At 36.9% G+C, this 25,107-nt stretch carries 23 protein-coding genes and 1 pseudogene; 16 read left to right on the forward strand and 8 right to left on the reverse strand.

Annotated elements, in window-relative coordinates:
- Positions 1 to 206 precede the first annotated feature (206 nt).
- Positions 207 to 1,256 carry a TIGR00341 family protein gene (locus O3633_RS09375; protein ID WP_049530954.1) on the forward strand — a complete coding sequence of 350 codons (1,050 nt, stop codon included), beginning with the start codon at positions 207 to 209 and terminating at the stop codon, positions 1,254 to 1,256.
- A 260-nt stretch (positions 1,257 to 1,516) separates the two neighbouring features.
- On the opposite strand, the gene thrS is transcribed toward O3633_RS09375, so the two are convergent.
- Positions 1,517 to 3,478 carry a threonine--tRNA ligase gene (gene thrS / locus O3633_RS09380; RefSeq protein ID WP_049530953.1) on the reverse strand — a complete coding sequence of 654 codons (1,962 nt, stop codon included), beginning with the start codon at positions 3,476 to 3,478 and terminating at the stop codon, positions 1,517 to 1,519.
- A 318-nt stretch (positions 3,479 to 3,796) separates the two neighbouring features.
- Positions 3,797 to 4,171, reverse strand: coding sequence for a hypothetical protein (locus O3633_RS09385; protein WP_371621113.1), 375 nt, complete (start codon positions 4,169 to 4,171; stop codon positions 3,797 to 3,799).
- 205 nt (positions 4,172 to 4,376) lie between these two features.
- Here O3633_RS09385 and rpsO point away from each other — a divergent pair, with 205 nt between their 5' ends.
- The 7 genes and pseudogenes from rpsO to O3633_RS09420 form a co-directional block, all read left to right on the forward strand.
- Positions 4,377 to 4,646: a 30S ribosomal protein S15 gene (rpsO, locus tag O3633_RS09390; RefSeq protein WP_001018251.1), complete on the forward strand. Its 270-nt coding sequence runs from the start codon at positions 4,377 to 4,379 to the stop codon at positions 4,644 to 4,646.
- A gap of 669 nt (positions 4,647 to 5,315) precedes the next feature.
- A complete protein-coding gene (locus tag O3633_RS09395; protein ID WP_371621114.1) occupies positions 5,316 to 6,362 on the forward strand; it encodes a FecCD family ABC transporter permease in 1,047 nt (348 codons plus the stop codon).
- 1 nt (position 6,363) lies between these two features.
- Positions 6,364 to 7,119, forward strand: a complete 756-nt coding sequence (locus O3633_RS09400) for an ABC transporter ATP-binding protein (RefSeq protein WP_371621115.1) — start codon at positions 6,364 to 6,366, stop codon at positions 7,117 to 7,119.
- Between the two features lie 23 nt (positions 7,120 to 7,142).
- The gene (locus O3633_RS09405) at positions 7,143 to 8,153 is read left to right on the forward strand and encodes an ABC transporter substrate-binding protein (RefSeq protein WP_371621116.1); all 1,011 of its coding nucleotides are present in this window, start codon (positions 7,143 to 7,145) and stop codon (positions 8,151 to 8,153) included.
- Positions 8,134 to 8,829: an alpha/beta hydrolase-fold protein gene (locus tag O3633_RS09410; RefSeq protein ID WP_371621117.1), complete on the forward strand. Its 696-nt coding sequence runs from the start codon at positions 8,134 to 8,136 to the stop codon at positions 8,827 to 8,829. Before O3633_RS09405 ends, O3633_RS09410 begins: the two co-directional genes overlap by 20 nt.
- Before the next feature lie 156 nt (positions 8,830 to 8,985).
- A complete protein-coding gene (locus O3633_RS09415) occupies positions 8,986 to 10,329 on the forward strand; it encodes a DEAD/DEAH box helicase (RefSeq protein ID WP_049530947.1) in 1,344 nt (447 codons plus the stop codon).
- A 299-nt stretch (positions 10,330 to 10,628) separates the two neighbouring features.
- A pseudogene (locus O3633_RS09420) lies at positions 10,629 to 10,724 on the forward strand (IS3 family transposase); the annotation flags it as partial.
- A 92-nt stretch (positions 10,725 to 10,816) separates the two neighbouring features.
- Here the strand turns inward: O3633_RS09420 and O3633_RS09425 are convergent.
- From O3633_RS09425 to O3633_RS09440, 4 genes are read right to left on the reverse strand one after another with little or no spacing between them, the layout of a single operon-like run.
- Positions 10,817 to 11,818, reverse strand: a complete 1,002-nt coding sequence (locus O3633_RS09425) for a sensor histidine kinase (protein WP_049530946.1) — start codon at positions 11,816 to 11,818, stop codon at positions 10,817 to 10,819.
- A complete protein-coding gene (locus O3633_RS09430; RefSeq protein WP_049530945.1) occupies positions 11,808 to 12,491 on the reverse strand; it encodes a response regulator transcription factor in 684 nt (227 codons plus the stop codon). Before O3633_RS09430 ends, O3633_RS09425 begins: the two co-directional genes overlap by 11 nt.
- A gap of 32 nt (positions 12,492 to 12,523) precedes the next feature.
- The gene (locus O3633_RS09435) at positions 12,524 to 14,578 is read right to left on the reverse strand and encodes an FtsX-like permease family protein (protein ID WP_371621118.1); all 2,055 of its coding nucleotides are present in this window, start codon (positions 14,576 to 14,578) and stop codon (positions 12,524 to 12,526) included.
- Positions 14,568 to 15,341 (reverse strand): ABC transporter ATP-binding protein, encoded by a 774-nt coding sequence (locus tag O3633_RS09440; protein ID WP_049530943.1) that lies wholly within the window; start codon positions 15,339 to 15,341, stop codon positions 14,568 to 14,570. The genes O3633_RS09435 and O3633_RS09440 overlap by 11 nt, the downstream gene beginning before the upstream one ends.
- 425 nt (positions 15,342 to 15,766) lie before the next feature.
- On the opposite strand from O3633_RS09440, the gene O3633_RS09445 reads away from it, so the two are divergent.
- Positions 15,767 to 17,332 (forward strand): DUF4062 domain-containing protein, encoded by a 1,566-nt coding sequence (locus tag O3633_RS09445; RefSeq protein WP_371621119.1) that lies wholly within the window; start codon positions 15,767 to 15,769, stop codon positions 17,330 to 17,332.
- A gap of 66 nt (positions 17,333 to 17,398) precedes the next feature.
- Positions 17,399 to 17,578, forward strand: coding sequence for a hypothetical protein (locus tag O3633_RS09450; protein WP_369087607.1), 180 nt, complete (start codon positions 17,399 to 17,401; stop codon positions 17,576 to 17,578).
- A gap of 202 nt (positions 17,579 to 17,780) precedes the next feature.
- On the opposite strand, the gene O3633_RS09455 is transcribed toward O3633_RS09450, so the two are convergent.
- On the reverse strand, positions 17,781 to 18,281 hold the full coding sequence (locus O3633_RS09455; RefSeq protein WP_371621120.1) for a helix-turn-helix domain-containing protein: 501 nt from the start codon (positions 18,279 to 18,281) through the stop codon (positions 17,781 to 17,783).
- 270 nt (positions 18,282 to 18,551) lie between these two features.
- Here O3633_RS09455 and O3633_RS09460 point away from each other — a divergent pair, with 270 nt between their 5' ends.
- The 6 genes from O3633_RS09460 to O3633_RS09485 all read left to right on the forward strand — a co-directional run bounded on the left by O3633_RS09460 (position 18,552) and on the right by O3633_RS09485 (position 23,444).
- On the forward strand, positions 18,552 to 18,899 hold the full coding sequence (locus tag O3633_RS09460; RefSeq protein WP_371621121.1) for a hypothetical protein: 348 nt from the start codon (positions 18,552 to 18,554) through the stop codon (positions 18,897 to 18,899).
- 537 nt (positions 18,900 to 19,436) lie between these two features.
- On the forward strand, positions 19,437 to 20,753 hold the full coding sequence (locus O3633_RS09465; RefSeq protein ID WP_371621128.1) for a Rep family protein: 1,317 nt from the start codon (positions 19,437 to 19,439) through the stop codon (positions 20,751 to 20,753).
- Between the two features lie 126 nt (positions 20,754 to 20,879).
- On the forward strand, positions 20,880 to 21,098 hold the full coding sequence (locus tag O3633_RS09470; RefSeq protein ID WP_371621122.1) for a DUF3173 family protein: 219 nt from the start codon (positions 20,880 to 20,882) through the stop codon (positions 21,096 to 21,098).
- The gene (locus O3633_RS09475) at positions 21,091 to 22,281 is read left to right on the forward strand and encodes a site-specific integrase (RefSeq protein WP_371621123.1); all 1,191 of its coding nucleotides are present in this window, start codon (positions 21,091 to 21,093) and stop codon (positions 22,279 to 22,281) included. Before O3633_RS09470 ends, O3633_RS09475 begins: the two co-directional genes overlap by 8 nt.
- A gap of 359 nt (positions 22,282 to 22,640) precedes the next feature.
- The gene (locus tag O3633_RS09480) at positions 22,641 to 23,180 is read left to right on the forward strand and encodes a DUF6609 family protein (protein WP_371621124.1); all 540 of its coding nucleotides are present in this window, start codon (positions 22,641 to 22,643) and stop codon (positions 23,178 to 23,180) included.
- 54 nt (positions 23,181 to 23,234) lie between these two features.
- On the forward strand, positions 23,235 to 23,444 hold the full coding sequence (locus tag O3633_RS09485) for a hypothetical protein (RefSeq protein WP_371621125.1): 210 nt from the start codon (positions 23,235 to 23,237) through the stop codon (positions 23,442 to 23,444).
- A gap of 88 nt (positions 23,445 to 23,532) precedes the next feature.
- On the opposite strand, the gene guaA is transcribed toward O3633_RS09485, so the two are convergent.
- Positions 23,533 to 25,095 (reverse strand): glutamine-hydrolyzing GMP synthase, encoded by a 1,563-nt coding sequence (gene guaA, locus O3633_RS09490; RefSeq protein ID WP_004253965.1) that lies wholly within the window; start codon positions 25,093 to 25,095, stop codon positions 23,533 to 23,535.
- Positions 25,096 to 25,107 lie beyond the last annotated feature (12 nt).

A 25,107-nucleotide genomic window follows, 5' to 3' on the forward strand; every position in this document is an offset into this window, starting at 1 on the left:
CCCTTCTCTATCTTTTAAATTAATTGATTTCTTCAGGGAAAGACTGTAAAATTTTTGATATAATATGTAGGATGGACTGACGGATATTTAAAAGATAATGTTCAAAAGAATTACAGATGAGAATTAAAAATATGTAAGATTGGACAGAAGTCTCTCTACCATCATCCATGCAGAAACAAGATTATATGAAATAAAAGGAGTAACCAATGTCCGGAAACTATTCAACACGTGAATTCCGCGAGAAACTATATGATGACCTTCATGTTCGATTAAGAGATACAGTGATTTTGATGTGTGCGATTTTTATTGCCTCTATAGGTCTAAATATGAACTCAACAGCAGTCGTTATTGGAGCCATGCTGATTTCCCCTCTTATGACACCGATTGTTGGACTGGGGTTTGGTTTAGCTATTTTTGATACGCGTTTAATCAAGCAATCTCTAGAGGTTTTATTTACTCAAGTATTGGTCAGCTTGCTTGTCTCGACTCTGTATTTCTGGATTTCTCCCTTATCTTATGCAAGTAGTGAGTTGATTGCACGAACCTCTCCAACCATTTGGGATGTTCTCATTGCTATTGCTGGTGGGATAGCAGGCGTAATTGGTTCAAGGAAAAAAGAAGCAAACAATATCGTGCCAGGAGTAGCCATTGCAACAGCTCTGATGCCACCTATCTGTACTGCAGGCTATGGTTTAGCTAATGGAAATGTACGATTTTTATTTGGGGCCCTCTATCTTTTCTTGATTAACTGTGTCTTTATCATGCTAGCCAACATTGTTGGAACAAGAATTATGATGAGAAAATCTCCTTTAAGTTCATTTAAAGAGCTAAACATTAAAATGAGAATTGGGTTGATCTCCTTGATTGTATTATTGGTTCTTCCAGCTAGCTATTCAGCAGTCACTCTGACGATGGATCAAGCACGAAAAGAAGGGATCAAACAATTTGTAGGAAAAGAGTTCGCCAATCATACGGTCATTAATCAAGTCTACAAGTCAAGGAACAATGAATTGGTCTTGACGGTTGTTGGAGATCCGATTTCAGAAGAAGAATTAGAAACCATTCGCCAAAAGCAGGCCTCTTACGGTATTCAATCTGTTCAATTGAAAGTCAATCAAGTCCATAATTCGACAAAATTAGATAGTGAGACGACCAAGGAATTTTACGAAACCATTAACCAGTATATCGATCAAAAACTCTCTGAAAAAGATTCACAAAACGATCTCGTAAAAGAAAATGAGGCAGACAAGGATTGAGGATAGTCAACTTATCTAACTCATGGAAGCAAATCTTGGGAGGATATCCTATATCCAAAAGTTAATGGATAGAAAGGATTATTGATGAGGATACTATTTGTGGTGGTTTGACCAATCACTACTAGCTCAGACTAAATAAAGAAGCAACAACGTTTTCAGTTGTTGCTTCTTTATTTAGCTGGAATTTTTATCCCAGGTTTTATCTCTTATGACAAAATTCGAATAGGGATTGCTCAATTATTGGTCAGTAAAATCGAGAATTATATCATATCGTAATCGTATTTCTCAACACGAGATTTGTTAGCGATATCTGCAAGAATCAATTCTACAAATGCGTCTACCGGCATAGTTTCAGTTTCTTTTTGACCATAACGGCGAACGTTTACGGCTTGCTCTTCCATTTCCTTGTCTCCAACGATTAATTGGTAAGGAATCTTTTGAGTTTGAGACGCACGAATCTTGAACTGCATTTTTTCATTGCGCTCATCCACGTCTGCACGGACACCACGGTCACGGAGCTTCTTAGCCACTTCCCAAGCGTAGTCCACGTGTTTCTCGTTAGATACTGGGATAAGGGTTACTTGGTGTGGTGCCAGCCATGTTGGGAAGGCACCCTTGTAGTTCTCAATCAAGATCGCTGTGAAGCGTTCCATAGTTGAGATAACCCCACGGTGGATCATAACTGGGCGATGTTCTTCACCGTCTGCTCCAATGTAATGAAGATCAAAGCGTTCTGGAAGCAAGAAGTCCAGTTGGATAGTTGAAAGAGTTTCTTCTTTACCAAGAGCTGTTTTCACTTGGATATCCAATTTTGGTCCGTAGAAGGCTGCTTCCCCTTCAGCTTCATAGTACTCAACACCCATATCATCAACGGCAGCTTTCAACATGCGTTGAGCATTTTCCCACATTTCATCGTTATCAAAGTATTTGTGTTTGTCTTCAGGATCACGGTAAGACAAGCGGAAACGATAATCTGTCAAGTTAAAGTCTTCATACACATCGATGATCAATTGAAGGATCTTCTTGAATTCTTCCTCGATTTGTTCTGGAGCCACAAAGGTATGACCATCATTCAGAGACATTTCACGCACACGTTGAAGTCCTGTGAGAGCACCAGATTTTTCATAACGGTGCATCATACCGATTTCAGCGATACGGATTGGCAATTCGCGGTAAGAGTGCACATGGTGTTTGTAAACTTCGATGTGGTGAGGACAGTTCATTGGACGAAGAACGAATTCTTCCCCATCCCCCATATCCATTGGTGGGAACATGTCTTCACGGTAGTGATCCCAGTGACCTGAAGTCTTATAAAGTTCTACAGAAGCAATTGGTGGAGTGTAGACGTGTTGGTAACCTGCTGCGACTTCTTTATCAACGATATAGCGTTCCAACTCACGACGGATCGTCGCACCATTTGGCAACCAGAATGGAAGACCTTGACCCACTTCTTGAGAAATCATAAAGAGATCCAATTCTTTACCAAGTTTACGGTGGTCACGTTCTTTGGCTTCTTCACGCATTTGAAGGTAGTTCTTCAAGTCTTTCTTGTCAAACCAGGCAGTACCGTAGATCCGTTGCATCATCGCATTGTCGCTATTTCCACGCCAGTAAGCACCAGCTACGTTAAGAAGGTGGAAGATTTGGATACGACCAGTTGATGGGACGTGTGGGCCACGGCAAAGGTCTACATACTCACCTTGACGGTAGATGGTCAAGCCACCCTCGTCTTCTGAGTGTTCTTCGATCAATTCTAACTTGTATGGATCGTTTTTGAAAATTTCACGCGCTTCATCTTTAGTCACTTCCTCACGAATAGATGGGAAGTTTTCTTTAACGATTTTTTGCATTTCTTCTTCGATACGAGGAAGGTCTTCGTTAGAGATTTGACCAGCTTGGTTGTCTGTATCATAGTAGAAACCATCTTCGATAGCTGGACCGACACCCAAGTGAATGTCTGGGAAAAGGCGACGAGCAGCTTGGGCAAACAAGTGAGCAGCAGAGTGACGCAAGATGTCAAGGGCATTTTCGTGATCTGGTGTCACGATTTCGATGCTTCCATCTTCAGTGATAGCACGAGTAGTGTCGATGAGTTTGCCGTTGAATTTACCAGCAAGAGCTTTTTTAGCTAGAGAATTGCTGATGGATTGAGCAATTTCAAAAGTTGTAACGCCTGATTCGAATTCACGAACAGCGCCATCAGGGAAAGTAATCTTAATCATGATATTCTCCTTATATTAGTTATCAATTATTTCTAGAGCAGAGGTGTTTCCCTATTCTTGCAGTTTTAAATCAAGAAAAACAAAAAGCGACCTCCTAAAAGGACGTCGCAACGTGGTTCCACCTTCATTTATGTTCCTCAAAAAAGAGGGACACCTCTGATAGGCTCTAACGTGGCCACCGTTTTATGTTTGCATAAAAGTTAGTAGAGTAGTATCAGTTTAGACTTCCTATGCGTTCTCAGCAACCACGCACTCTCTAAAAGAAAGATTCTAAGTGACTTGTCTCTATGCATTATTATAGCATGATTGCGAGATTTTTCAAGGATTTTGTGAAAGTTTTTTGTTTTTCAGTTTTTGCACCAGATTCTTAATAGAGGCACCGATAGCCATACCTACTATGGCAAAGATTTCATAGGCTAAAAAGTAAGTCCAGATAAATTCACCAAAAGGTATGATAGTAAAGCAATAGAGCAGTCCGTTACCCAGTAACCACCAAAGTGAGAAACGGAAACGGTAGCTATAGAGTAGCGATACGATAAGGATTACTAAAGGTGTATAGAATAGAATATTATTAATGTAGAGACCCTTGAGCAAAAGGGGGTCAGAAACAACTAACAAGAACAACTCATAAAGTGGCCAATAAAAGAAAAATACGACCAGATAGTAGGGGAGATATTTGAGAAATTTACGCATGGTAATCACCTCACTTTTCAAGCTGTATACTTAGATATCCTTCCTATAACTATTATAGCATATTTGTGGTATGGATAGTAAATCAGTTGACAAAGAACTTAGTTATTGGTAGAATAGAAATTGTCGTAAAGACAAATAACTTCTTCTTGGTTACAGGCATGCCAACCTGTCACTCGGATGAAGCCAAATAAAAAGGAGAAACATCATGGCAATCTCAAAAGAGAAAAAAAATGAAATCATCGCACAATATGCACGTCACGAAGGTGATACAGGTTCAGTAGAGGTTCAAGTTGCTGTCCTTACTTGGGAAATCAACCACCTTAACGAACACATCAAACAACACAAAAAAGACCACGCTACTTACCGTGGATTGATGAAGAAAATCGGTCGCCGTCGTAACTTGCTTGCATACTTGCGTAAAAACGACGTTAACCGTTACCGTGAGTTAATCAACTCTCTAGGACTTCGTCGCTAATCTGCTTTATTTTCCACTCACATTGCGTTGTCACCTTACCTCGATATACTCAAGTATAATCTTCGGTTACGGTTCCTAGCACTGTAAGGTAAAATAAACCAGAATGATCTCCCTTCGGGGAGATTTTTTATTTCACTAACATTTTTGTACAATCTTCGGCTTGCCGTCTAGTCTATAAACGTTTTATCCAGTAAAAATCATGATGCTAAGGGCGTAAGAAATCCGTATGAAAATAGGGAAAGGACACAGTGTTCCATGAACACAAGGAGTTTCATCTTTTCACTAGGATTTTAGCCTGAGCTCAAATCAGCTCTCTGACTTCAGAGGGCTTTTTTGTTTTTGCTAAGTGCTAATGTCGTGTTCAATTGAGCATATCTTGAAAGTAAGGCTACTCGATTGAGTAGTCTTTTTATGTTTGTCACCTTACCTCGATATACTCAAGTATGATCTTCGGTTATGGTTCCTAGCACTGTAAGGTAAAATAAACCAGAAAGGTCTCTCTTCGGGGAGCTTTTTTTGTTCACTAGGATTTTAGCTTGAGCTCAATCAGCTATCTAGTTTTAATAGTCTTTTTAGCTGTATCTTTCTAGCCTTGTTCCTGCCTTGGAAATGTGGTATACTATTTATGAAAATTATCTAAATTTTTAATTTTTGTTAAAGGAGGGTTTCATGCTTTCCAAATCTTCTGGAAGCCATCAAAACCTGCGATATGTTTTTCTCCTATCTCTGTTGCTCGGAGCTTTGGGGATTTCTCTGTTTCTGGCAGTTTCTATGGGTTCAGTTCAAATTAGCTTGAGTGATACTTATCGGATTATTTTGAGTAAGATGGGGGCCCCTCTGGATATAGGAGACCTTTCGAAGTCTACACTTGCTATTGTTTGGAATATGAGATTGCCACGGGTTTTTCTTGGATTGATTGTGGGTGCAGGCCTTTCCATGTGTGGCAGTGTCATGCAGTCAACAGTCAATAATCCAATAGCAGAGCCCTATGTATTAGGGATTTCCGCCGGGGCAACCTTTGGAGCAACTTTGAGTATTATTCTTGGATTTAAAGTTTTGATTGGTCTAGGTTCTTTCCTTGGAGCGCTTGTGGCAACAGTTGCAGTCCTTCTGATTGCTTCTATGCAAGGCAGGATGACAACTTCCAGCCTGATTTTATCAGGAACGGTCGTGAATGCACTATTTTTGGCTTTTTCAAACTTTATTATCTCTATTGGGGCCAATGCTGATAGCGTTATGACCATCAAGTTTTGGACCATGGGTTCTTTAGCGGGGACCTCCTGGGCTCACTTAACTTTGCCAGCAGTAGTCGTGGGAATGGCCTTTTTATTTTTCTCTACCCAATATCGTGTTTTTAATGCCATGATGATGGGAGATGAAGCTGCCTTGACCTTGGGGATTCCTCTACGGTTTTACTGGTATCTTTATGTAACGATAGTTGCTGTGATGACAGCTATCTTGGTATCGACCTGTGGGATTATTGGTTTTGTTGGCCTCATCACACCTCATCTAGCCCGAAGTTTGATTGGGACAAATTACAGAAGGCTATTTCCGATAGCTACTTTACTAGGTGCCCTCTTTGTCGTTTGGGCAGATGTTCTTGCTCGTGTCTTGATTCAGAATGCTGAACTTCCGATTGGTATCTTCACAGCCTTAGTAGGTGCACCTTTCTTTATCTACATGGTTGGAAGTAGACGAAGGGAGGTGAGGGTCTGATATGGACTTAATGTGCCAGGATATTCACTTTGGAATCGGAGAGAAAAAAATTCTCAAAGGGGTCTCACTTATACTTGAGGGCAACCAATTTCATACCATTTTAGGACCAAATGGCAGTGGGAAGACTAGCTTGCTGAAACTCCTCTATCGACAGGAAAAGCCTGATCAGGGCTTGATTTCTCTAAATGGAAAGCCACTGGAACAATTGAGCGTCAAGGAAACGGCAAAGCAGATGGCAGTCGTCACGCAGTTTAATCAGTTACAATTTGATTGTACGGTTGAGGAAATTGTCATGCTGGGCAGAACACCCCATCTCTCTTTCTTACAAAAAGAAAAAGACAGAGATTTTGTTTTGGTTGAGAATGCTCTGGTCAAGGTAGATATGCTCGAAAAGAGAAATCGACTCTACTCTTCTTTGTCAGGAGGAGAGAAGCAGCGGGTTTTGTTGGCACGTGCCTTGGCACAAGAACCGACTCTCCTGCTCTTAGACGAACCGACCAATCATTTGGATATCAAGTACCAGCTAGACTTGTTAACCATTGTCAAACATCTCAATATCAATGTACTAGCAGTATTACATGATATTCAACTAGCTTGTCGCTATTCAGACTATCTCTACCTAATGAAAGAAGGGGAGATTGTTTACCAAGGTACTCCAAAAGAGACCATCACACCCGAGTCATTGCAGGCTGTCTATGGCGTTCAAAGTAAGGTAACTTGGACAGAAGATCAGCAAGCCATGATTCACTATTTATAAAAATTAAAAAGGAAAATAAAAACATGAAAAAAACACTTAGTATTTTACTTGTAACAGTAGCTACCTTATCTTTGGCAGCTTGTGGTAACGCATCTAAAGAAACAGCAACGGCACCGGCTACAACAGAAGCTAGTCAAAAAGCTAATACAGAAACCAGCTATCCTGTAACTATCAAAACTTATGATGCTAAAGGAAACGAAGTCGAACAAGTATTTGAAAAGGCACCTGAAAAGGTCATCACCAACAACCTCTCAACAACTGAAATCCTACTTGAACTCGGTTTGCAAGATAAAATTGCTGGCATGCTCAATCCTGATAATGCTGTAACTGGTAAATACAAGGATGCTATTGAAGCCATTCCTCACATTGGTGATAAAAAATCAGTCTCACAAGAAACTGTTCTTTCTTATGAACCAGATGCCTTGATGGGACGGAACATGATGTTCTCTGAAAAGTCAATGGGAACTATCAGTGCTTGGAATGAAAATAAAATCCCTGTTTATACGCAAAAAGCTTCACTTTCAACTATCCAACAGGATTTGGGAAATATCGTAGAGGATGTGAAGAATCTTGGTACCATTTTCAATGTCCAAGACAAGGCTAACCAATATGCAGAGCAATTGCAAGCTAAAATCGATGCGGTTAAAAAAGCTAACCCAGAAACACAAGGTGAAAAGAAAAAAGCTTTGATTATGGTTGCTTATAACGACGAAACCTTTGGTGCCTACAAGTCAGCCCTTCAAGAAAGCTTGCTCAATCAACTTGGTTACACAAATGTCGCAACAGGAACATCTGGCTTGACCTTGGAAAACTTAGTATCAATGGATCCAGAGTTGATTATCTATGTAACCAGTGACCGCAATCAAAAGTTGGATGAAAAAGCAGTGGATTTGATGAAAGCAAATGCTGTTTTGGAAAATGTCCCAGCAATCAAGAACCAAAAAATCATGACTATCTCTTACGATGAGTTGATGGATTACGGTCCTGCAGTGATTGATTCCCTTGAAAAAATCAATGACTTTATCAAGAAATAAGGAGTTTAACTGGGAAGGGATTCAGGTTAGGGTCAGCCTTCCTTCAACCTATGACTCTAAACAAGCCTACCCAGTTGTGCTCTTAAACGATGGGGAACTGGATTATTTATCAGACCTATCCCAATCTGTGATTTTGGTGGGCTTGATTCCAGAAAATCGTCTGGAAGACTTTACACCCTGGCAGTCTAAGGCTTTGAAAGAAGGGGCACCAGACTTTGGTGGAAGACTAGACCGATACCATCAAAAGCTCTTTCAAGGGATTCTAACAACTTTGCAAAAGGACTACTTGATTGATGAAAGTCGAATTGCCTATGGTGGCTATTCACTGGGTGGGCTTGCTGCTGTTTATAGTCTCTATAGTAGCTATCTTCCTTTGACCTGTATTTTCTCTATCTGTGGTTCCTTCTGGTATCCAGACTTTACAGATTTTTGCAGGGAACATGACTTGATGCAGAGCCAAAGCCTTATTTATCTGCAAAATGGTCAGACAGAAGGTGCCAATCATTCCAACCGTCTGTCTAAGGCTCCTATTTTTGCTAGAAATCTACATGATTTGATTTCAGAGAAAGTCCCTTCGACTTATTGCACATTTGATGCTTATGGGCATCATGAAGCTCTCGACCAACGCTATCAACATTTTTGTGATTGGCTGAGAGAAGAGTGGAATCTTACGTAAAAATCTAATACTCTTTGTTTAGGATGGACAGAGAGTATTTTTCTTGTCTTTATTCGTGTATATTTTGAAATTTCCACGTGATTATCCAAAACGAAAGTTTAACTGTAATGTATCAAAATGTGGTATAATGAGTAGATAGATAGAATCGAGGATATTATGTCATTTACGAAATTTAAGTTTAAAAAATATATAGAGGAAGCCTTGGAGGAGTTGAAGTTTACCACTCCAACAGAGGTGCAAGATAAGTTGATTCCTATTGTCCTGGCAGGTCGTGACTTGGTTGGTGAATCAAAAACAGGTTCAGGGAAAACTCATACCTTCTTGCTTCCAATTTTCCAACAGTTGGATGAAGAGAGCGATAGCGTGCAGGCAGTTATCACAGCTCCAAGTCGTGAATTAGCGACTCAGATTTACCAAGCTGCTCGTCAAATTGCAGGCCACTCGGATGTAGAAGTACGTGTCGTTAACTACGTTGGTGGAACAGACAAGGCGCGCCAAATTGACAAACTGGCAAGCAACCAGCCCCATATTGTTATCGGAACACCAGGTCGTATCTATGATTTGGTAAAATCAGGCGATTTGGCTATTCACAAGGCTAAGACCTTTGTTGTCGATGAAGCTGACATGACCTTGGATATGGGGTTCCTAGAGACGGTTGATAAGATTGCAGGAAGTCTTCCAAAAGACTTGCAGTTTATGGTCTTTTCAGCGACTATCCCACAAAAACTGCAACCATTCTTGAAAAAATACTTGTCAAATCCAGTTATGGAAAAGATTAAGACCAAAACAGTTATCTCAGATACCATTGATAACTGGTTGATTTCGACTAAAGGTCGTGATAAGAATGCCCAGATTTATGAATTGACTCAAGTCATGCAACCATATCTAGCCATGATTTTTGTCAATACTAAGACGCGGGCTGATGAATTGCATACATACTTAACAGCCCAAGGCTTGAAGGTTGCTAAGATTCATGGGGATATTGCTCCTCGTGAACGTAAACGGATCATGAATCAGGTCAAAAATCTTGATTTTGAGTATATCGTAGCAACTGACCTGGCTGCGCGTGGGATTGATATTGAGGGTGTCAGCCACGTTATCAATGATGCCATTCCACAAGACTTGTCTTTCTTTGTTCACCGTGTCGGACGAACTGGACGTAATGGTTTACCAGGAACAGCCATTACACTATATCAACCAAGTGATGATTCGGATATTCGTGAGTTGGAAAAACTAGGAATCAAGTTTACTCCTAAGATGGTCAAAGACGGAGAATTCCAAGATACTTATGACCGTGATCGCCGTGCTAATCGTGAGAAGAAACAGGAAAAACTGGACATCGAAATGATTGGCTTGGTTAAAAAGAAAAAGAAAAAAGTCAAACCAGGTTATAAGAAAAAAATCCAGTGGGCCGTCGATGAAAAACGCCGTAAAACCAAGCGAGCAGAAGGGCGTGCTCGCGGACGTGCAGAGCGAAAAGCCAAACGCCAAACATTTTAAGAATAAGACAGTAGAACCAAGTCGGTTTTACTGTTTTTTATAGATTTAAATCAGAATTGTCAGAATTCATAAGTAGATGATATTGGAAAACTTAAAGTTTAATCAGAACATTCTTTTAATTTTCTGAAGTTTATAGTATATTTAAATTAAAAGTTGATTTTAGGAGAAGGTAAATGAAAGATTTTATTGCTGGGATTGGTGAAATAAATGTTATTGCTTATTTGATATATATCTGTTATTGATCATCGGGTCAGAAGTGAATATCGGAAAAATAGTTTTAACCATCTTAGGTATACTTTATTGTGGACTACATTGATTACTACAACAACAAACGAATTAAAGTCAAACTAAAAGGACTTAGCCCTGTGCAATACAGAACTAAATCCTTTCAATAATTATTTGTCCAACTTTTTGGGGGCAGTACAGCTTTCCTTTTTGGTATAAAATATGTGCTTTCTATGACTAGGAGATTTTCTTAATCGAAAAATTACGAAATAGAAAGAGAGATTTCAAATCCATGCATCCATTCGGATTTTACTACGATGTCGATTTTTAAAGCATCTGCTAATTGTTTGACAAGATAGAGACCCATGCCTGTTGATTTTTTCCTTGTCTCTCCTGAATCACCTGTAAATCCTTTTTCAAAGATATGAGGGAGGTCGCAAGCTTTAACTCCACACCCATTATCCCTAATAATTAGGGTTTTGCGCCCCTTGTCACTTGACATAGAAATCTTGAGTTCTGGTTTGTCAGAGCTATATTTAAGGGCGTTGGCTAGTATTTGAGACAGGATAAATCCAAAACTGCGTTGATCGGTGTAGCAGATTCCTTGTATGTTTTCTAACTTAATCGTAAAATTCTTTTCTTTGAGCAAGGGATCAAAGTTCTCCAAAAGATCTTGGATACACTCTTCTAGGTCAAGGTCTTCAAATAGAAAATCATTTTTCTCACTTTTCACCCTGTAGTAGAATAGGATCTGTGATACATTTCCTTGGATTTGATTTTTCACATAGTCCAATTTAAAAGCAGTATCCTCAGGTAGTTGGTCACTTTGATTGTCTAAAAGGAGGGAAAGAAGCGATAAAGGAAGTTTAATCTCATGCGCCCATTTTTCAACATAGTCCTCGTACTCGGCTAGTAATGAGTTGAGTTTTCCTATTTGAGCCTGCTTTTGATAAAGTGTATCTGCTATTTTTTCAATGCTTTCTTTCTCTGAGGCACTTGATAAATTCAATAATTCAAGCTCAGTATCGATCTTAGGATTGGCTATGAAGGATTTATAGGCAGCGGCTTTTTTTCTTTCTGTTCTTATAAGTAAGAATGATAGGATGAAAAAAAGCAGGACGGTGGCTAAAATATAGAGAAGTATGAGAGCTTGAAACATTCTCACATCTGAAAGCCAAAGCAGGACAGCTGTAAATAGATCAAATGCTAAGAGAACAAGTAACCAAGGCAGATAACTAGCTAGATATTTTAGATTATGTTTCATCTGGACTTACCTCTTCTAGCTTGTAACCAATACCTCTGACGGACTTGACTTTAAGGGCAATGCCAGCCTGTTTCATCACCTTTTTCAGCCTTGCAATGTTTACTTGTAGGGCATTTTCATCGATGAACTCAGTTGTATTCCACAGTTTCATGCTTAGTTCTTCTTTTGTGACGACAGAATCAGTTGCCACTAACAAGGTTTCTAACAATTTCCCTTGATTTTGAGGGAGTAAAATCGAATGTCCGTTGATATAAAGAGTATAGGTATTTCTATCCAGCAGGAAATTATCTTTTTCAAGCAAATTTTGTCTACCTTCATAGCGTTTCAAGATGTTTTCTATACGAGCTAAGAATCTTTCTTTCTTGAAAGGTTTTGTTAAGTACTCGTCAGCTCCTAATTTTAGGGCGTAAATCTCATCTTTTAGTTGTTCACGGGAGGTGAGAACCAATATGGGCACAGAGCGTTTGGACTTGAGATTTTTACAAATTTGAAAACCTGTTTCTCCTGGTAAATTCAAATCCAGTATGATTAAATCTGTATCGTATTGCAATACTTGCTGGCTTGTATCTTTGAAGTCAGTCAACTTATCAACTTGATAACCCGCTTTCTCTAACAAAATAACAATTTCATCTCGAATCAAGGCTTCATCTTCAATAACCAGAATATGCTTCATATTGGCTCCTCCTTTTCCTATTTTATTCTACCTTATTCATCTCTTTTGGGTTCCATTAATGACAACAAGTACTTGTTGCTATTTTTCTTTACAATTCTTATATAGATGACTTCAAATCCAGCTAACAGCAGTATTATCAGCATGGCTGTGATAAATTTCTGCCCCATGGCCATTCTTGCACTGGCTGGTACTATTCCTGTGAGGAGGGAGCTAACTCCGAAGCTACTACTGATAAGTGCAAGAGCTATTGGCAGACCAAAATACCAATTGATTTGTTTTTCTGAAGATTTACAAAGAGTTTCGTAGTTTGCTCCAAGATGGATTAAGGTCTGGTATCGTCTGTAGGATTGTCTTTGTCCCATCAAAAATTGAACGCCGATAATTGTATTTGCGACAACAAGGAAGATGATAGCCAGATAGATGGTGATATAGCTGGCAGAGATGATGTAAAATAATTGTCTTCCCATATTTTGTATATAACTTTCATAGCCAAGAGGGCTTTGATTCAGCTTTTTATTGGTATCTGAGATAGCTTTCATCAGGCCTTTTTCCTTGACCAGCTCAGGAGCCAAGATACCACTAACATAATTTGAATACCGACCATCTGTATAGCTCATAAAGGTCTCATCTGGGACTATGAGGGCTACAGAAATGGTTATTTCACGATCCGTTACAATCGGTAAAGATTGAACCTCTCCAATCAATTTTACATCATTTCCCATGACTTTGATTTGAGGATTTGTTTTCAGAACAGAGTTAACTAGATTCTCATCCGGGAGAAAATCTTTTCCCATATACAAGTAGGCTTCCTTGTTTGTTAATTCTAGAGGAGGGAGACTGGCAGCCTTTCTAAGCTCATTGTATTCAGAGAGTGGCAAAAGGTGGCAACTTATATACTTCTGGAAATTATGGACTAAGACTTCCTTATTTTTACTTTCTTTTTGCTCTTTCAATATCTTGATAAACTGTTCAAAGGACACGGACTCGAGTTCTTTCGGTTTGCCCACTTTGATTTGTAGAATCTTTGAAAACTGTGATGACAGTCCAGCAGCTTCAAGCTCTTTTTTAACTGTATTCATATCAAGATTTTCATCTGTTTCCTGCTTGTTATCTCTAAATGTATAATCCAAAACGTGGGTATGATTGCCTGAATTGCCACTTGCAATGGCAACACCTGCTCCAAAGAGGCACAAGGCAGAGAAGATTAAGAGGGAGCAGATAGCCAGTATAGTTGAGCGCTGGATAACTAATTCCTGAATCTGTCTAAAATTATAGGTGTGGAGTTTTCGATTGCTTCCAAGCTTGACCAAAAAGTCTATAAACAAACGCATACCAAAGAAGAATAGTATAGTTCCTAGAGTCCCCAAGAGAACAGTGATGCCCATTGTTATGACATTTTCCCAAGCTCGTCCACTCATCCCCAAGTAATAGGCTGTTCCTAGAAGCAAAATTCCGAGGACAGAAGCAAGAAGGTACACACCCTTGGGGAGTAGTTTCTTCATGCCAGAAGGGGAATAGGATAGCAGATCTCCGATTTCCTTATTGGCTGTTTTTGCACTTAAAAGAATAAAGACAGCTAATTTTACGGCTAGGAAACCGATGATTGTATAGAATAGAGCTGTAGTAGATAGAGAAAATTGGTGTTCAATAATCCCTAGCCCAACAATTTTAGCGGTTATTAGGCTAATCAGTTCTGAAATCAAGATTGAAATTGGAAGACCTATTCCAAGAGCAAGGATACTGTTTCTCAAATCCTCGAGTAGGAGCAGCAAGAACAGTTTGCTTCTTCGCATCCCTAGCGTTAGATAGACACCAAATTCATGTTTTCTCCTTTCCATCTGCATACTGCTTGCGAAGTAGACTAGAAAAAAGAGAATAAAGAGGGTTGCTACATAAAGAATTGGAATCATGCTAAAGAGTTTATTTACAGCGTCACTCTCTATTTGTTTGAGAAAGATCATCACATCTTGATGGGACAAAGAAAGGATGATGTAAAAGGAGATAATAGAAAGAACCATGGAACTGAAATACAAGCCATTATTCTTTCGATCCCTCTTGCTATTTCTTGAGACTAATTTAGAAAACATTGCCATCACCTCCAGCCAGTGCAGACATGACCTTTAGTATTCTGTGGTAAAAATCTTCTTGACTTTCTCTTGGATAATCACGTCGAATTTCATGGAATAGTTTTCCGTCTTGGATAAACAAGATGCGGTTGCAAAAGCTGGCAGCGACTGAATCGTGGGTCACCATGAGAATGGTGGTTTCTTCCACTTGATTCATTTCGGATAATTTTTGCATCAAAATGGTCGCATTTTTTGAATCCAAAGCTCCTGTGGGCTCATCTGCAAATACAATCTTAGGGTCTAAAATCAAGGCACGCGCAGCAGCTACCCTTTGCCGTTGACCACCTGATAGTTGAGATGGGAACTTATCCAGAAGTTCAGAAATATCTAGATATTGGGAAAGCAATTCTAACCGAACCTTGCTTTCGTTGGCATCGACCTTGTGCAAAGACAAGGGGAGTAAAATATTTTCTTTGGCTGTCAGATTGTCCAAAAGCTCAAAATTTTGAAAGAGGTAACCAATTTCCTTGCCACGATAATCAGCTAACTGACTACCTTTTAACTGACCTAAATCTTTTTCTTGCATTTGAATGGAGCCGTCAGTTGGTTTGATGATAGTAGCGAGACAGTTAAGAAGGGTTGTTTTCCCAGAACCACTGCTCCCCATAATCCCTAAGAACTCACCTTTGACAACTTGAAAAGATATACCGTTTAAGGCTTTGGTGATATTCGGCTCTTTTCCATAATACTTTTTTAATGATTCTACTCGTAAAATTGTTTCCATGTGAAACACCTCCATCTTTTGTTACTTTCATTATAGTATGAATCAGAGGAGAATAACACTTACGTATGATGTAAGAAATCTTTATTGTTGACTTCTATGGTCAGTTTATTGAACTTATACTTACTATATTATAGCATGGTTTCAGGAATTTAAAAAGGTAGTCTCGGAAGATACTCCAATTTAAAAGCAAATGCTATGAGAGAAGAAGTAACCAGAATGGCTGGAAAAGTAGTGGTGAGTGATAATAATATCAGAAAGAGTAAATTTAATGGCAATCAGCATACAATTAAATTGAGATAATTAGACAAGTGAAATCAATGTTTATAACCAATAAAACAGTAAGAGAATTTGATTATATTGTTTTTTTGATTTATAATTATAATAGGTTAGATTTGTATAGTATTAAATTTTTGGAGGATACATGGATGCCAAGAGAAGGAGTGACTATTTACGATTTATTAATTTCGTGTCCCGGGGATGTTACTAGCTATCTTCAATTAATTAAGGAAGCTGTTGATAATTTTAATAAACTATATGGTAGTTTGAATAATATACAAGTATCAATCAAGCATTGGTCAACGGATAGCTTTCCTGAATCAGGTGATAAACCACAGGAATTATTGAATAAGCAAATTGTTAGGGAATGTGATGCAGCTGTTGCTATATTTTGGACAAGATTTGGTACAGTAACAGATAATTATGAATCAGGAACGGAAGAAGAAATTGAGGAGATGCTATCAGCTGATAAACAAGTTTTTATGTACTTTTTAGAAGCTCCGATAATTCCGTCTAATATAGACATTAAGCAATATGAAAAAGTGCAAGAATTTAAAGAAAGATATAAAGATAGAGGGATATTTTTTATAGTTAATGACGAGAGTGATTTTCAAAGGCTTTTTACAAATCATCTATCACTTTATTTTTTAAAATTAATTTCAGAAAAAGAAACTTTTCAAAATGAACAATTAAAACCTCTTTTAACGATAAGAGATAAGAATACATCTTCCGATGAATGTTCTGTTCCTATAAAATTTAATTTACTAGAGTCAAAGTTTTTAAATGAAAACTACAAGAAAATTATTGACCATATTGAAGAATTAAATAAAACTGTTATTTCTGAGGTTCCAACTAAAGTAGATAATAATACTAAAAAGTTAACTCTTTCTCTAAATGAAGAAGATAACGTTAATTTTCTGTCAAAAATAGCTGATGATGTGACTATTAGTGATGATTTTAAAAAACTCATAAACGACTTTGCTATCAAAGAGGAAATCAAACTACATGAGAAATTCTGGTGTTTAGGAAATTTGAAAAAAAATAAACTTCAAATGGCAACGCCTTTCGGAAAAAGTGCGACTTCGTATATTGGAACCGATGAAGAAAGGAACCGATTTTCTTTATTAAAAAAATTATACTGGGAAATAGTGTCGTTCAATGAATACACGGAATATTTTACATTCATGGATAACATTGAATATATAGAGTTAATGGTTTCTAATATAGGTAAGTCATATGATGAAGATATTGATATTAAACTAATTGTACCTAAAGGTTGTCTTTTAAAACATGATGACCTATTATATCCAGGGGAAAATATAATAGAGAAAGTACAGGAAATTAAAATAGAAGAAATACTATTTGAAATTAGTGAAACTGATTCGGTTTGTGCATATGATTATCCTCAGCAACCCTCTTTCCGGTCAGAAGAAATAAATGTTTCTCCACTTCTAACATATACTAGAACATTTAGTTATGAAGACCAAAAAGAATATTATAAAGATTCATTAAACGATATATTTATATACAGATATTTTGATAAACCAGAATCTGATATTTTAAGGTTTGATATTGAGTACTTAAAACATAACACTTCAATGGCATTTCCTTCTAAACTATTATTTAAAAATGTTCCTAGTACAATTGAATATGAAATAACATCGAAGTTTACACCAGATATGGTGAAAGGAAAAATAAATCTAAAATCCGAGTAATTTGCTAAAAAAGTAGGAAGTTTTATAATAAATATATAAATAAGAACATGATTTAATGAGGTTGATATGAATCAGAACAAAGAGTTAAGTTGTGAATTTGAGTATAAAAATGATTTATACCGAGTTTACGAATTAGATGAAGATGATAGTGATTATATCAGAATTGTTAGAGAATCAAAGAAGGGTATGTATAAAGAGAGTACTGAAACTGTTAAAAAGATTTTAGATTTAGATATTGAAAAATAGTTTTTGGTGCTAAATTGGTGCTATAAAGAAAATAAAAACGCTGAAACCATTGATTTCAAGCGTTTTTTTGAATGAATTACTCTACTCCCACTCACTAAAAGTCAGATATTGACTATTTAGGATAGTTGATTTAATAGCGATTGATAATACAATCAATGATTACTATTTGATGTTATTTGAGTCCTTTGTTGTTAAATTGTTGTTAATCTTTTTTCCACGGCCACTTAAAACTTTTTTGTGATTTTCTGAATTTATCAAATGCTATTATCTCATCTGCAAATGTTTTAGATTCAGTAAGCAAAGCATCTAAAATGCTTTCTTCATCTTTGTCAAGTTTGTTTTTGATAGTTAGTTTATTTTTGACTGCTTGTGTATTTGTGGACTCATCTAACAATTCAAGAACTATTGTAGCTTTTAAATCATAAATCTCTTGTTCACTAAAGTTCTTCAAATTGCTTAAGTCATATTTAGATATATCAAATATAATCCTGTCTCCAAAATTGACTTGTCTTCCCAATAGTTCATCAGTGGAAGTATCTAGTATTTTTGATAGTTTTACTATATTTTCGAGAGTGGGTTCAGTTCGACCGTTTTCCCACTTGGCATAGGCACTCTGCCCAATATCTAACAGTTTAGACATTTGTTCTTGGGTATATCCTTTATTTTTTCGTTTTTCTTTTAATCTGTTTGGAAAATCTAACATAAAAATACCTACTTTCAAAAAAATTCCAAATAAGACTATTTTTTTGTTGACAATTAGTCCTATTTGGACTAAAATATAATTAGTCCTATTTGGACTAAAATATAATTAGTCCTATTAAGACTAATTATATCAAACTATAAAACGTTTGGCAAGAATTGGGGGTAACTGCCTATGATTGTATAAAAAAAAGTCTTTGAAGAAAAATCCTCAAAGGCTAAATAAAGAATCTATATAAATTATAACATAATTCAAGAAAAAGAGGTATAAGTAATGGCAAAACCAAACTGGAATAGAAAATTAGGAGAAGTTCTCCAACAAGATACAAAAAAAGTCAATCTTATGGGGAATAAAGGTAAAGAATATCAAACAGAGGTAGTTCCTGTTTTAGAAGTTGTTTCTACTGGAAGTGTCGAGGAAGTATTCAAAGATGGTGTTAGTGATGGATTTAAGTATGCAATAGTAGATACTGTAAATCAGTTGGAATATGAAATTAAAGCACCTGTAAAATTAGAAGTGGTCTTTGGTACAGTACTTGAATTTTACAATGTAACTGGTGGACAACTTAATAATAGTTCTTTAGGTTGGTATAAGGCAGAAAATGTAAAAATTTTAAAATGACATAGAAATATAAGTAGCTGATAACTCGCACACACTAGCTAAAAATGTAGGTGCAAAGCAGGGGGCGAAGCCGTTGGCTAGCACCATGCACCGCACCGACCGCATTTTTAGCAGGAATATAGATTGTTAGTAGCTAGTAGCTGGTAGCTAGTAGCAGTCGCAAAAGCGAAGCCAGCGACTGCGTGTACTAGCGTGTACCAGCGGGCACTAGCGCTCACTAACAATCTATATACATCATTATGTTCTAATTATACACTTTTTTAGCTGATAAGAGTTTTTAGCGTTTTAATTTGCTCATTTGCTCAAAAGGTTTGTTTTCTATGCGCGGACCATTCTAGGGCTTGTCGACAGAATGGTCTAAAAACCCTTTTAAACCGTAGGTTTGGGGTGGTTAACCCCTTTAGGTTTTATTTTGAAAAAAGTCCGAAAAAACTTGAGCAAATTAATGAGCAAATTAGTGAGCAAATTAAGCAAAAATCTTTTAATTTGCTCAAGTTTAGAGTAAGTAAATTCAAAAAAATGATTAGAAAGGGAGAAATGACAAAGAGAAAACAAACAACGACTTATATTTTTGAACAGCAATTAAAGCCTGATTTTTGGGACTGGTCAGAGGACAGTAAAAAGTTGTTTTTAAATTGGGAAAAAAATAAAATTGAAATTTTTAAGGAAATCTACGAACGAGTAAGCCTGATGACTGAATCGGAAGACTTAAAAATTGCTTTGATTATTCATGATAAAGATATTTCTTATGGTACAAAATTAGTTGAACCCCATATTCATGGGTATATAGAATTTTCTAATAAAAAGGATTTAAATGTTTTGGCTTTAAACCTTGGTATCTTGCCACAATATATTGAGTCTAGTGGACGTGGTAAGTATGGGAAGGTAAATTCAAAAGCCTATCTTATTCATGCCAAGGATAAAGATAAATATCAGTATCCAGCTAGTGATGTAGAAACATTTGATTCATTCGATTATGAAGCATTTATCAATCAAAATCAAGAAGATTTTGAGAAGTATGCAGCCACAAAGAAACGTGAGAAATCAGATGAAAGTCTAGATTTGGTGTTGGCTAAAGTATATAAGGGGGAACTGACTTATTTTGATATTATGAAAGATGATAATTTGTATTATCTGATGGCAAACAATCGTCAGAAATTCCTTGAAGGACTTGATATTTTCGGTGAGCGTGAAAGTGTGCTAAGACTGGAAGCATTGCAAAATGGGGAGTATGATTTGACTGTTTTATATATTCAAGGTAAGCCTGGGATTGGTAAGTCTACACTTGCTAGAGATATTGCTTTAGAGGTTCAAGGAGCGCTTGAAAATGCAGGTTTAAGAGGTGGCTCATATTCTGCAAGCTCAAAAAATCCATTTGACAATTATTCAGGTGAGGAAATCCTTATTTTAGATGATTTGCGAGAGGATAGTCTTGCTCCTGCGGATTGGTTGAAGTTATTCGATCCAATCAACTCGGCTCGAATGTCAGCACGTTATAGAAATAAGTTAGTAGTTCCGAGATTGGTTATTATGTCCGCCTATATGTCACCAAAACAATTTTTTGGACAAATTCAAGAAGAGGATATAAATCAGTATTTAAGACGTGTCAATTATTCTTCTGAAATTGTTAGAAAACATGGAATGGAAGAAAGATTTTATAGTGTTTCAGAAGTTCGAGAAAATAGAGAAAATGGGCATTTTCAACGTTCTGATGGCTCTAGCGTCGTTTTGAACTTTGACTATGAAGATTTGTTTTGTTCGCAAGATAAGGGCGATTTTATTCGTAGATTGCTTGAAGATTGTATCTATCCTAGAATATTACCTAAAAAAGCAAAGGACATGACGAATGGCTAAAAAAAATGTGATGTTCCTGAATGATAGGAATTTATGGAATAGATGCAAAAAAAAGATGCGTGAAAATCAATCACACATCAAAATAAAAAACCAAAATAATTATAACATAAAGAAAGGGGAAAAAGTATGTTTGTTGTAAAAAAAGATTTAATGAAATTAGGATTTTCAAGTTGGCAAGCTATGATGTTAGTAAAACAGGCTAAAGCAAAATTAGCCAGTCAAGGTCTATCATGGTATGAAAGTAAAGGTTTAGGACGTGTACCACTTGAAACGGTAGAAGAAATCTTGGGTGTTAAAATAGATGAAGCCAGTCTAGTAGATTTGGAAGTAAAAGAAAATGCCTAAAATATCTAGTATTTATCCTATGAGTAATGGCACGTATAGAGCGACTGTTTCTCTAGGTTTTGATGTTCAGACTGGTAAAAGGATACAAAAGTTTAAGAATGGCTTTAAAACGCAAAAGGAAGCTCAAGAGTGGCGCTTACGTATGCTTGCTGACTTTGGTAAAGGTTCTATTATCGTTAATAGTACAATGACTTTTAAAAAGTTTCTTGATGATTATTTTATACCAGACTATAAAAGCCAAGTAAGAAAACGTACTTTTGATATGACACAATCAAAATTTAAAAGACTGTCATATTTTGAAAACATGAAGTTATCAGATATTCAAGCACCTCATGTAAAGAAGTGGCAAAATGCAATGTTTATAGAGGGATTATCTAATAATTATATTCGTTCTGTTCATCAAATATTACAACAAGTTTTTGATTTAGCAGTTAAACTAGGTATGTTATCAAGTAATGTTGCTAAAACAGTGGGAAACGTAAAGAAAGACCGTCCTAAAGTTGATTTTTGGACGGTGGAAGAATTTCAGCTATTCATTAGTACATTTGATAAATCTAATATTTATGAATTATTGTACTTTACTACATTTTGGTTTTTCTTTATGACTGGAGTTAGGACAAGTGAATTACAAGCTATTGAATGGTCGAAAATAGATTTTAAAAAAGGTACTGTTTTAATAGACTGCTCAATGTATTATAAAAGCCAAAAAGAGTGGTATCTTACTGATACAAAATCTATATCAGGTGTAAGGCTTTTGTATCTTGATGATGATACATTAGAACATTTGAAATATTGGAAGAAAGCACAATCTCAAATAGGAGAATGTAAATTTGTATTTTCCATAGCAGATAGTCCGTTGGTAAAATCAACTCTAAAACGTGTTTTGAAAACTCATAGTGATTACGCAAAAATAAAATCAATAAGGATCCACGATTTAAGGCATTCTCATGCCAGCTTTATGCTCTCTCTAGGAATGAACGATTTAGAAATGCAAAATCGTCTAGGACATGCTGATATTAAGACCACACTTGGAACGTACTCTCATTTAAGACCAAATGCTATGAAAGAAGTAGCTACTAGAATGACTGGGAAAGTAGTTGTGAGTGATAATAATATCAGAAAAAGCAAATTTAATGGCAATCAGCATACTAAAAAAATTCAATCTAAAGTTTTGTCTGACTAGCGAAGTCTGTTCGATTAAACTTTAGATTCCTACGGTAAACTATTAGTGTTTACCGTATTATTAGTTATAATTCATTTAATTCCGAGAATACATTTGAAATAAAAAAGAATGATGACAAAATCTCTAACCTTGTCCGACAAAAGGATGCTCAACTTCTAACTGAGAAGGTATCACTAACGGATATTGCCAGAAGACTTCGTATGAACCTCTGTTTCCTTTTATAGTAAATGTCAATACATTCTAATGGGGAGTAGTAGCGAGTGAGTATGAAATCTGGCAGTAGAAAAAATGCCTAAAACATACTATAATATTAAGTAACATAGACAAATAAATTAGAATTTAGAGAGGTTTTTCGGCGAATGTTAGGATATGAAAAAAAAGAAAAGTTAGAATTTAATAATAAAAAATCTTGCGGTTTGTGGTTAATTGCGGTTGCCGTAGTTATCGCAGTTGCTACCTTAATAGGTGGAAAACAAATTATAAATATGCAAGTGTTTAGTAGTGGTTATATAGTTTTCTTTTTTACGATTAATATGAATAAAGACTTACTAAAAAAACTATCCACTGGACCATCGACTAAATTTCAAAATAAGGTTTCTCAATACTCAATAATATTACTGTTTATATTAATGGTTCTTTTAGGCGGTTCATTTTTTGCTCCGGAAAATTTGAGATTGATATGGTTGGGGGCATTATTAGCCACAGCATTGCATTTTTTCCCACTCTATTTTGTACATGGGGAATCAATGATTTTATTAGGAATTATGTGCACTATTAATATTATCATGGGGTATATTTTTTCTGATGTCCCTTTGGTACTATTTGCCTATATTGATGCAATAATTAAATTTATATTTGGAGTTTATTTGTTATTTTTTTCTAAAGCAACGAAGCAATAAATCCCAAATGTTTGTTGAACTAGCAACTTAATAAAAATAAAAGGGGATTCTAGAATGAAAAATGTTCAAGTAAAAAAAGTTATTGATAAGTGTTCAAAGCCCGTTGGTGGATTAGAAGAAATGTTTGATGATGGAGAGTACACAACTGAAGAAGAATTCCTTAAAAGCTATGAGTATGTAGAAACAAATGATGAAGGTCATGAAATATGGCATTTAAAACCACATATTCAAAAACAGATTAAAGATAAGTATGGTTTATATTAAAAAAGTAGTTTTGTTGTTAAATTGTTGTTAAAATAAAGTAAAAAGCCTTAGAAAAATTGATTTCTAGGCTTTTTTTAAATCATTAACTCTATTCCCACTCAACAGTTGCAGGTGGTTTACTTGTGATATCGTAGACGATACGGTTAACGTGGTCAACTTCGTTTACGATGCGCACAGAGATTTTTTGGAGGACTTCCCAAGGGATCTTAGCGAAGTCAGCTGTCATACCATCGATAGAAGTGATAGCACGGATAGCAATGGTGTAGTCATAAGTACGACCGTCCCCCATAACACCTACTGAACGAACGCCAGTGTTAACAGTGAAATATTGCCAGATATCGCGGTCAAGACCTGCTTTGGCAATTTCTTCACGAAGGATAGCGTCTGATTCGCGAACTGTTTCAAGTTTCTCTTCAGTAATTTCCCCCATAACACGGATAGCAAGTCCTGGACCTGGGAATGGTTGGCGCCATACGATGTGGTCTGGCATACCAAGTTCTGTACCAAGGGCACGAACTTCATCCTTGTAAAGAGTGTTGAGTGGCTCGATCAGTTCAAACTGCATGTCTTCTGGAAGTCCACCTACGTTGTGGTGAGACTTGATGGTTTGAGCAGTATCGGTACCAGACTCAATCACGTCTGTATAAAGAGTTCCTTGAGCAAGGAATTTCACATCTGTTAGTTTGCTTGCTTCGTCATCAAAGACATAAACAAACTCGTTACCGATAATCTTCCGTTTTTGTTCAGGATCAGATACACCAGCCAATTTATCAAGGAAACGTTTGGCAGCATCTGCTTTGACAATGTTCAAACCAAACTTACCACCAAGCATATCCATAACTTGGTCAGCTTCACCTTTACGGAGAAGACCGTGGTCTACAAAGATACAGATCAATTGATCCCCGATGGCTTTTTGGAGAAGAACCCCAACAACAGAAGAGTCAACACCACCAGAAAGTCCGAGGAGAACACGTTTATCTCCAACTTTTTCACGGATTTGTTTGATTTGCATCTCGATGAAGTTATCCATAGTCCAGTCACCTTTGGCACCACAGATGTTTAAGGCAAAGTTACGGAGGATATCATAACCGTGAACTGAGTGGCGAACTTCTGGGTGGAATTGGATACCGTAAATTTTCTTATCAGGGTTTTCAATAGATGCGTAAGGACAGTCAGCAGAAGTTCCAGTACGGACAAAATCAGCAGGAATTTCTGTAACAGCATCCCCATGGCTCATCAAGACAAGTTGCTCATCTGGAGTACCCGCAAAAAGAGCTGATTCTGTGTGAGTCAATGTTGATTGACCGTATTCACGGTTACCAGCATCGCCTGCAGGAACAACCTTACCACCAAGCTTGTGAGTCAATAGCTGCATACCATAGCAGATTCCCAAAATCGGAATTCCAAGTTCAAAAATCTCTGGATCAATATCAAACGATCCTTCTTCGTAAACAGAGTTTGGACCACCTGAAAGTACAATCCCGATAGGATTGATAGCACGGACTTCGTCAGCCGAAATCTTGTGACTTTTTAGTTCTGAAAAGACACCAATCTCACGGATACGACGTGAGATGAGTTGGTTGTACTGGCTACCATAGTCCAGTACGATGATCTTTTCGACATCTTGCAAATCAGTTGAAATGTTGCTCATCTTTTCCCTTTC

This window comes from Streptococcus sp. 27098_8_22 (genome assembly GCF_041432415.1).
Taxonomy (GTDB): domain Bacteria; phylum Bacillota; class Bacilli; order Lactobacillales; family Streptococcaceae; genus Streptococcus; species Streptococcus pseudopneumoniae_M.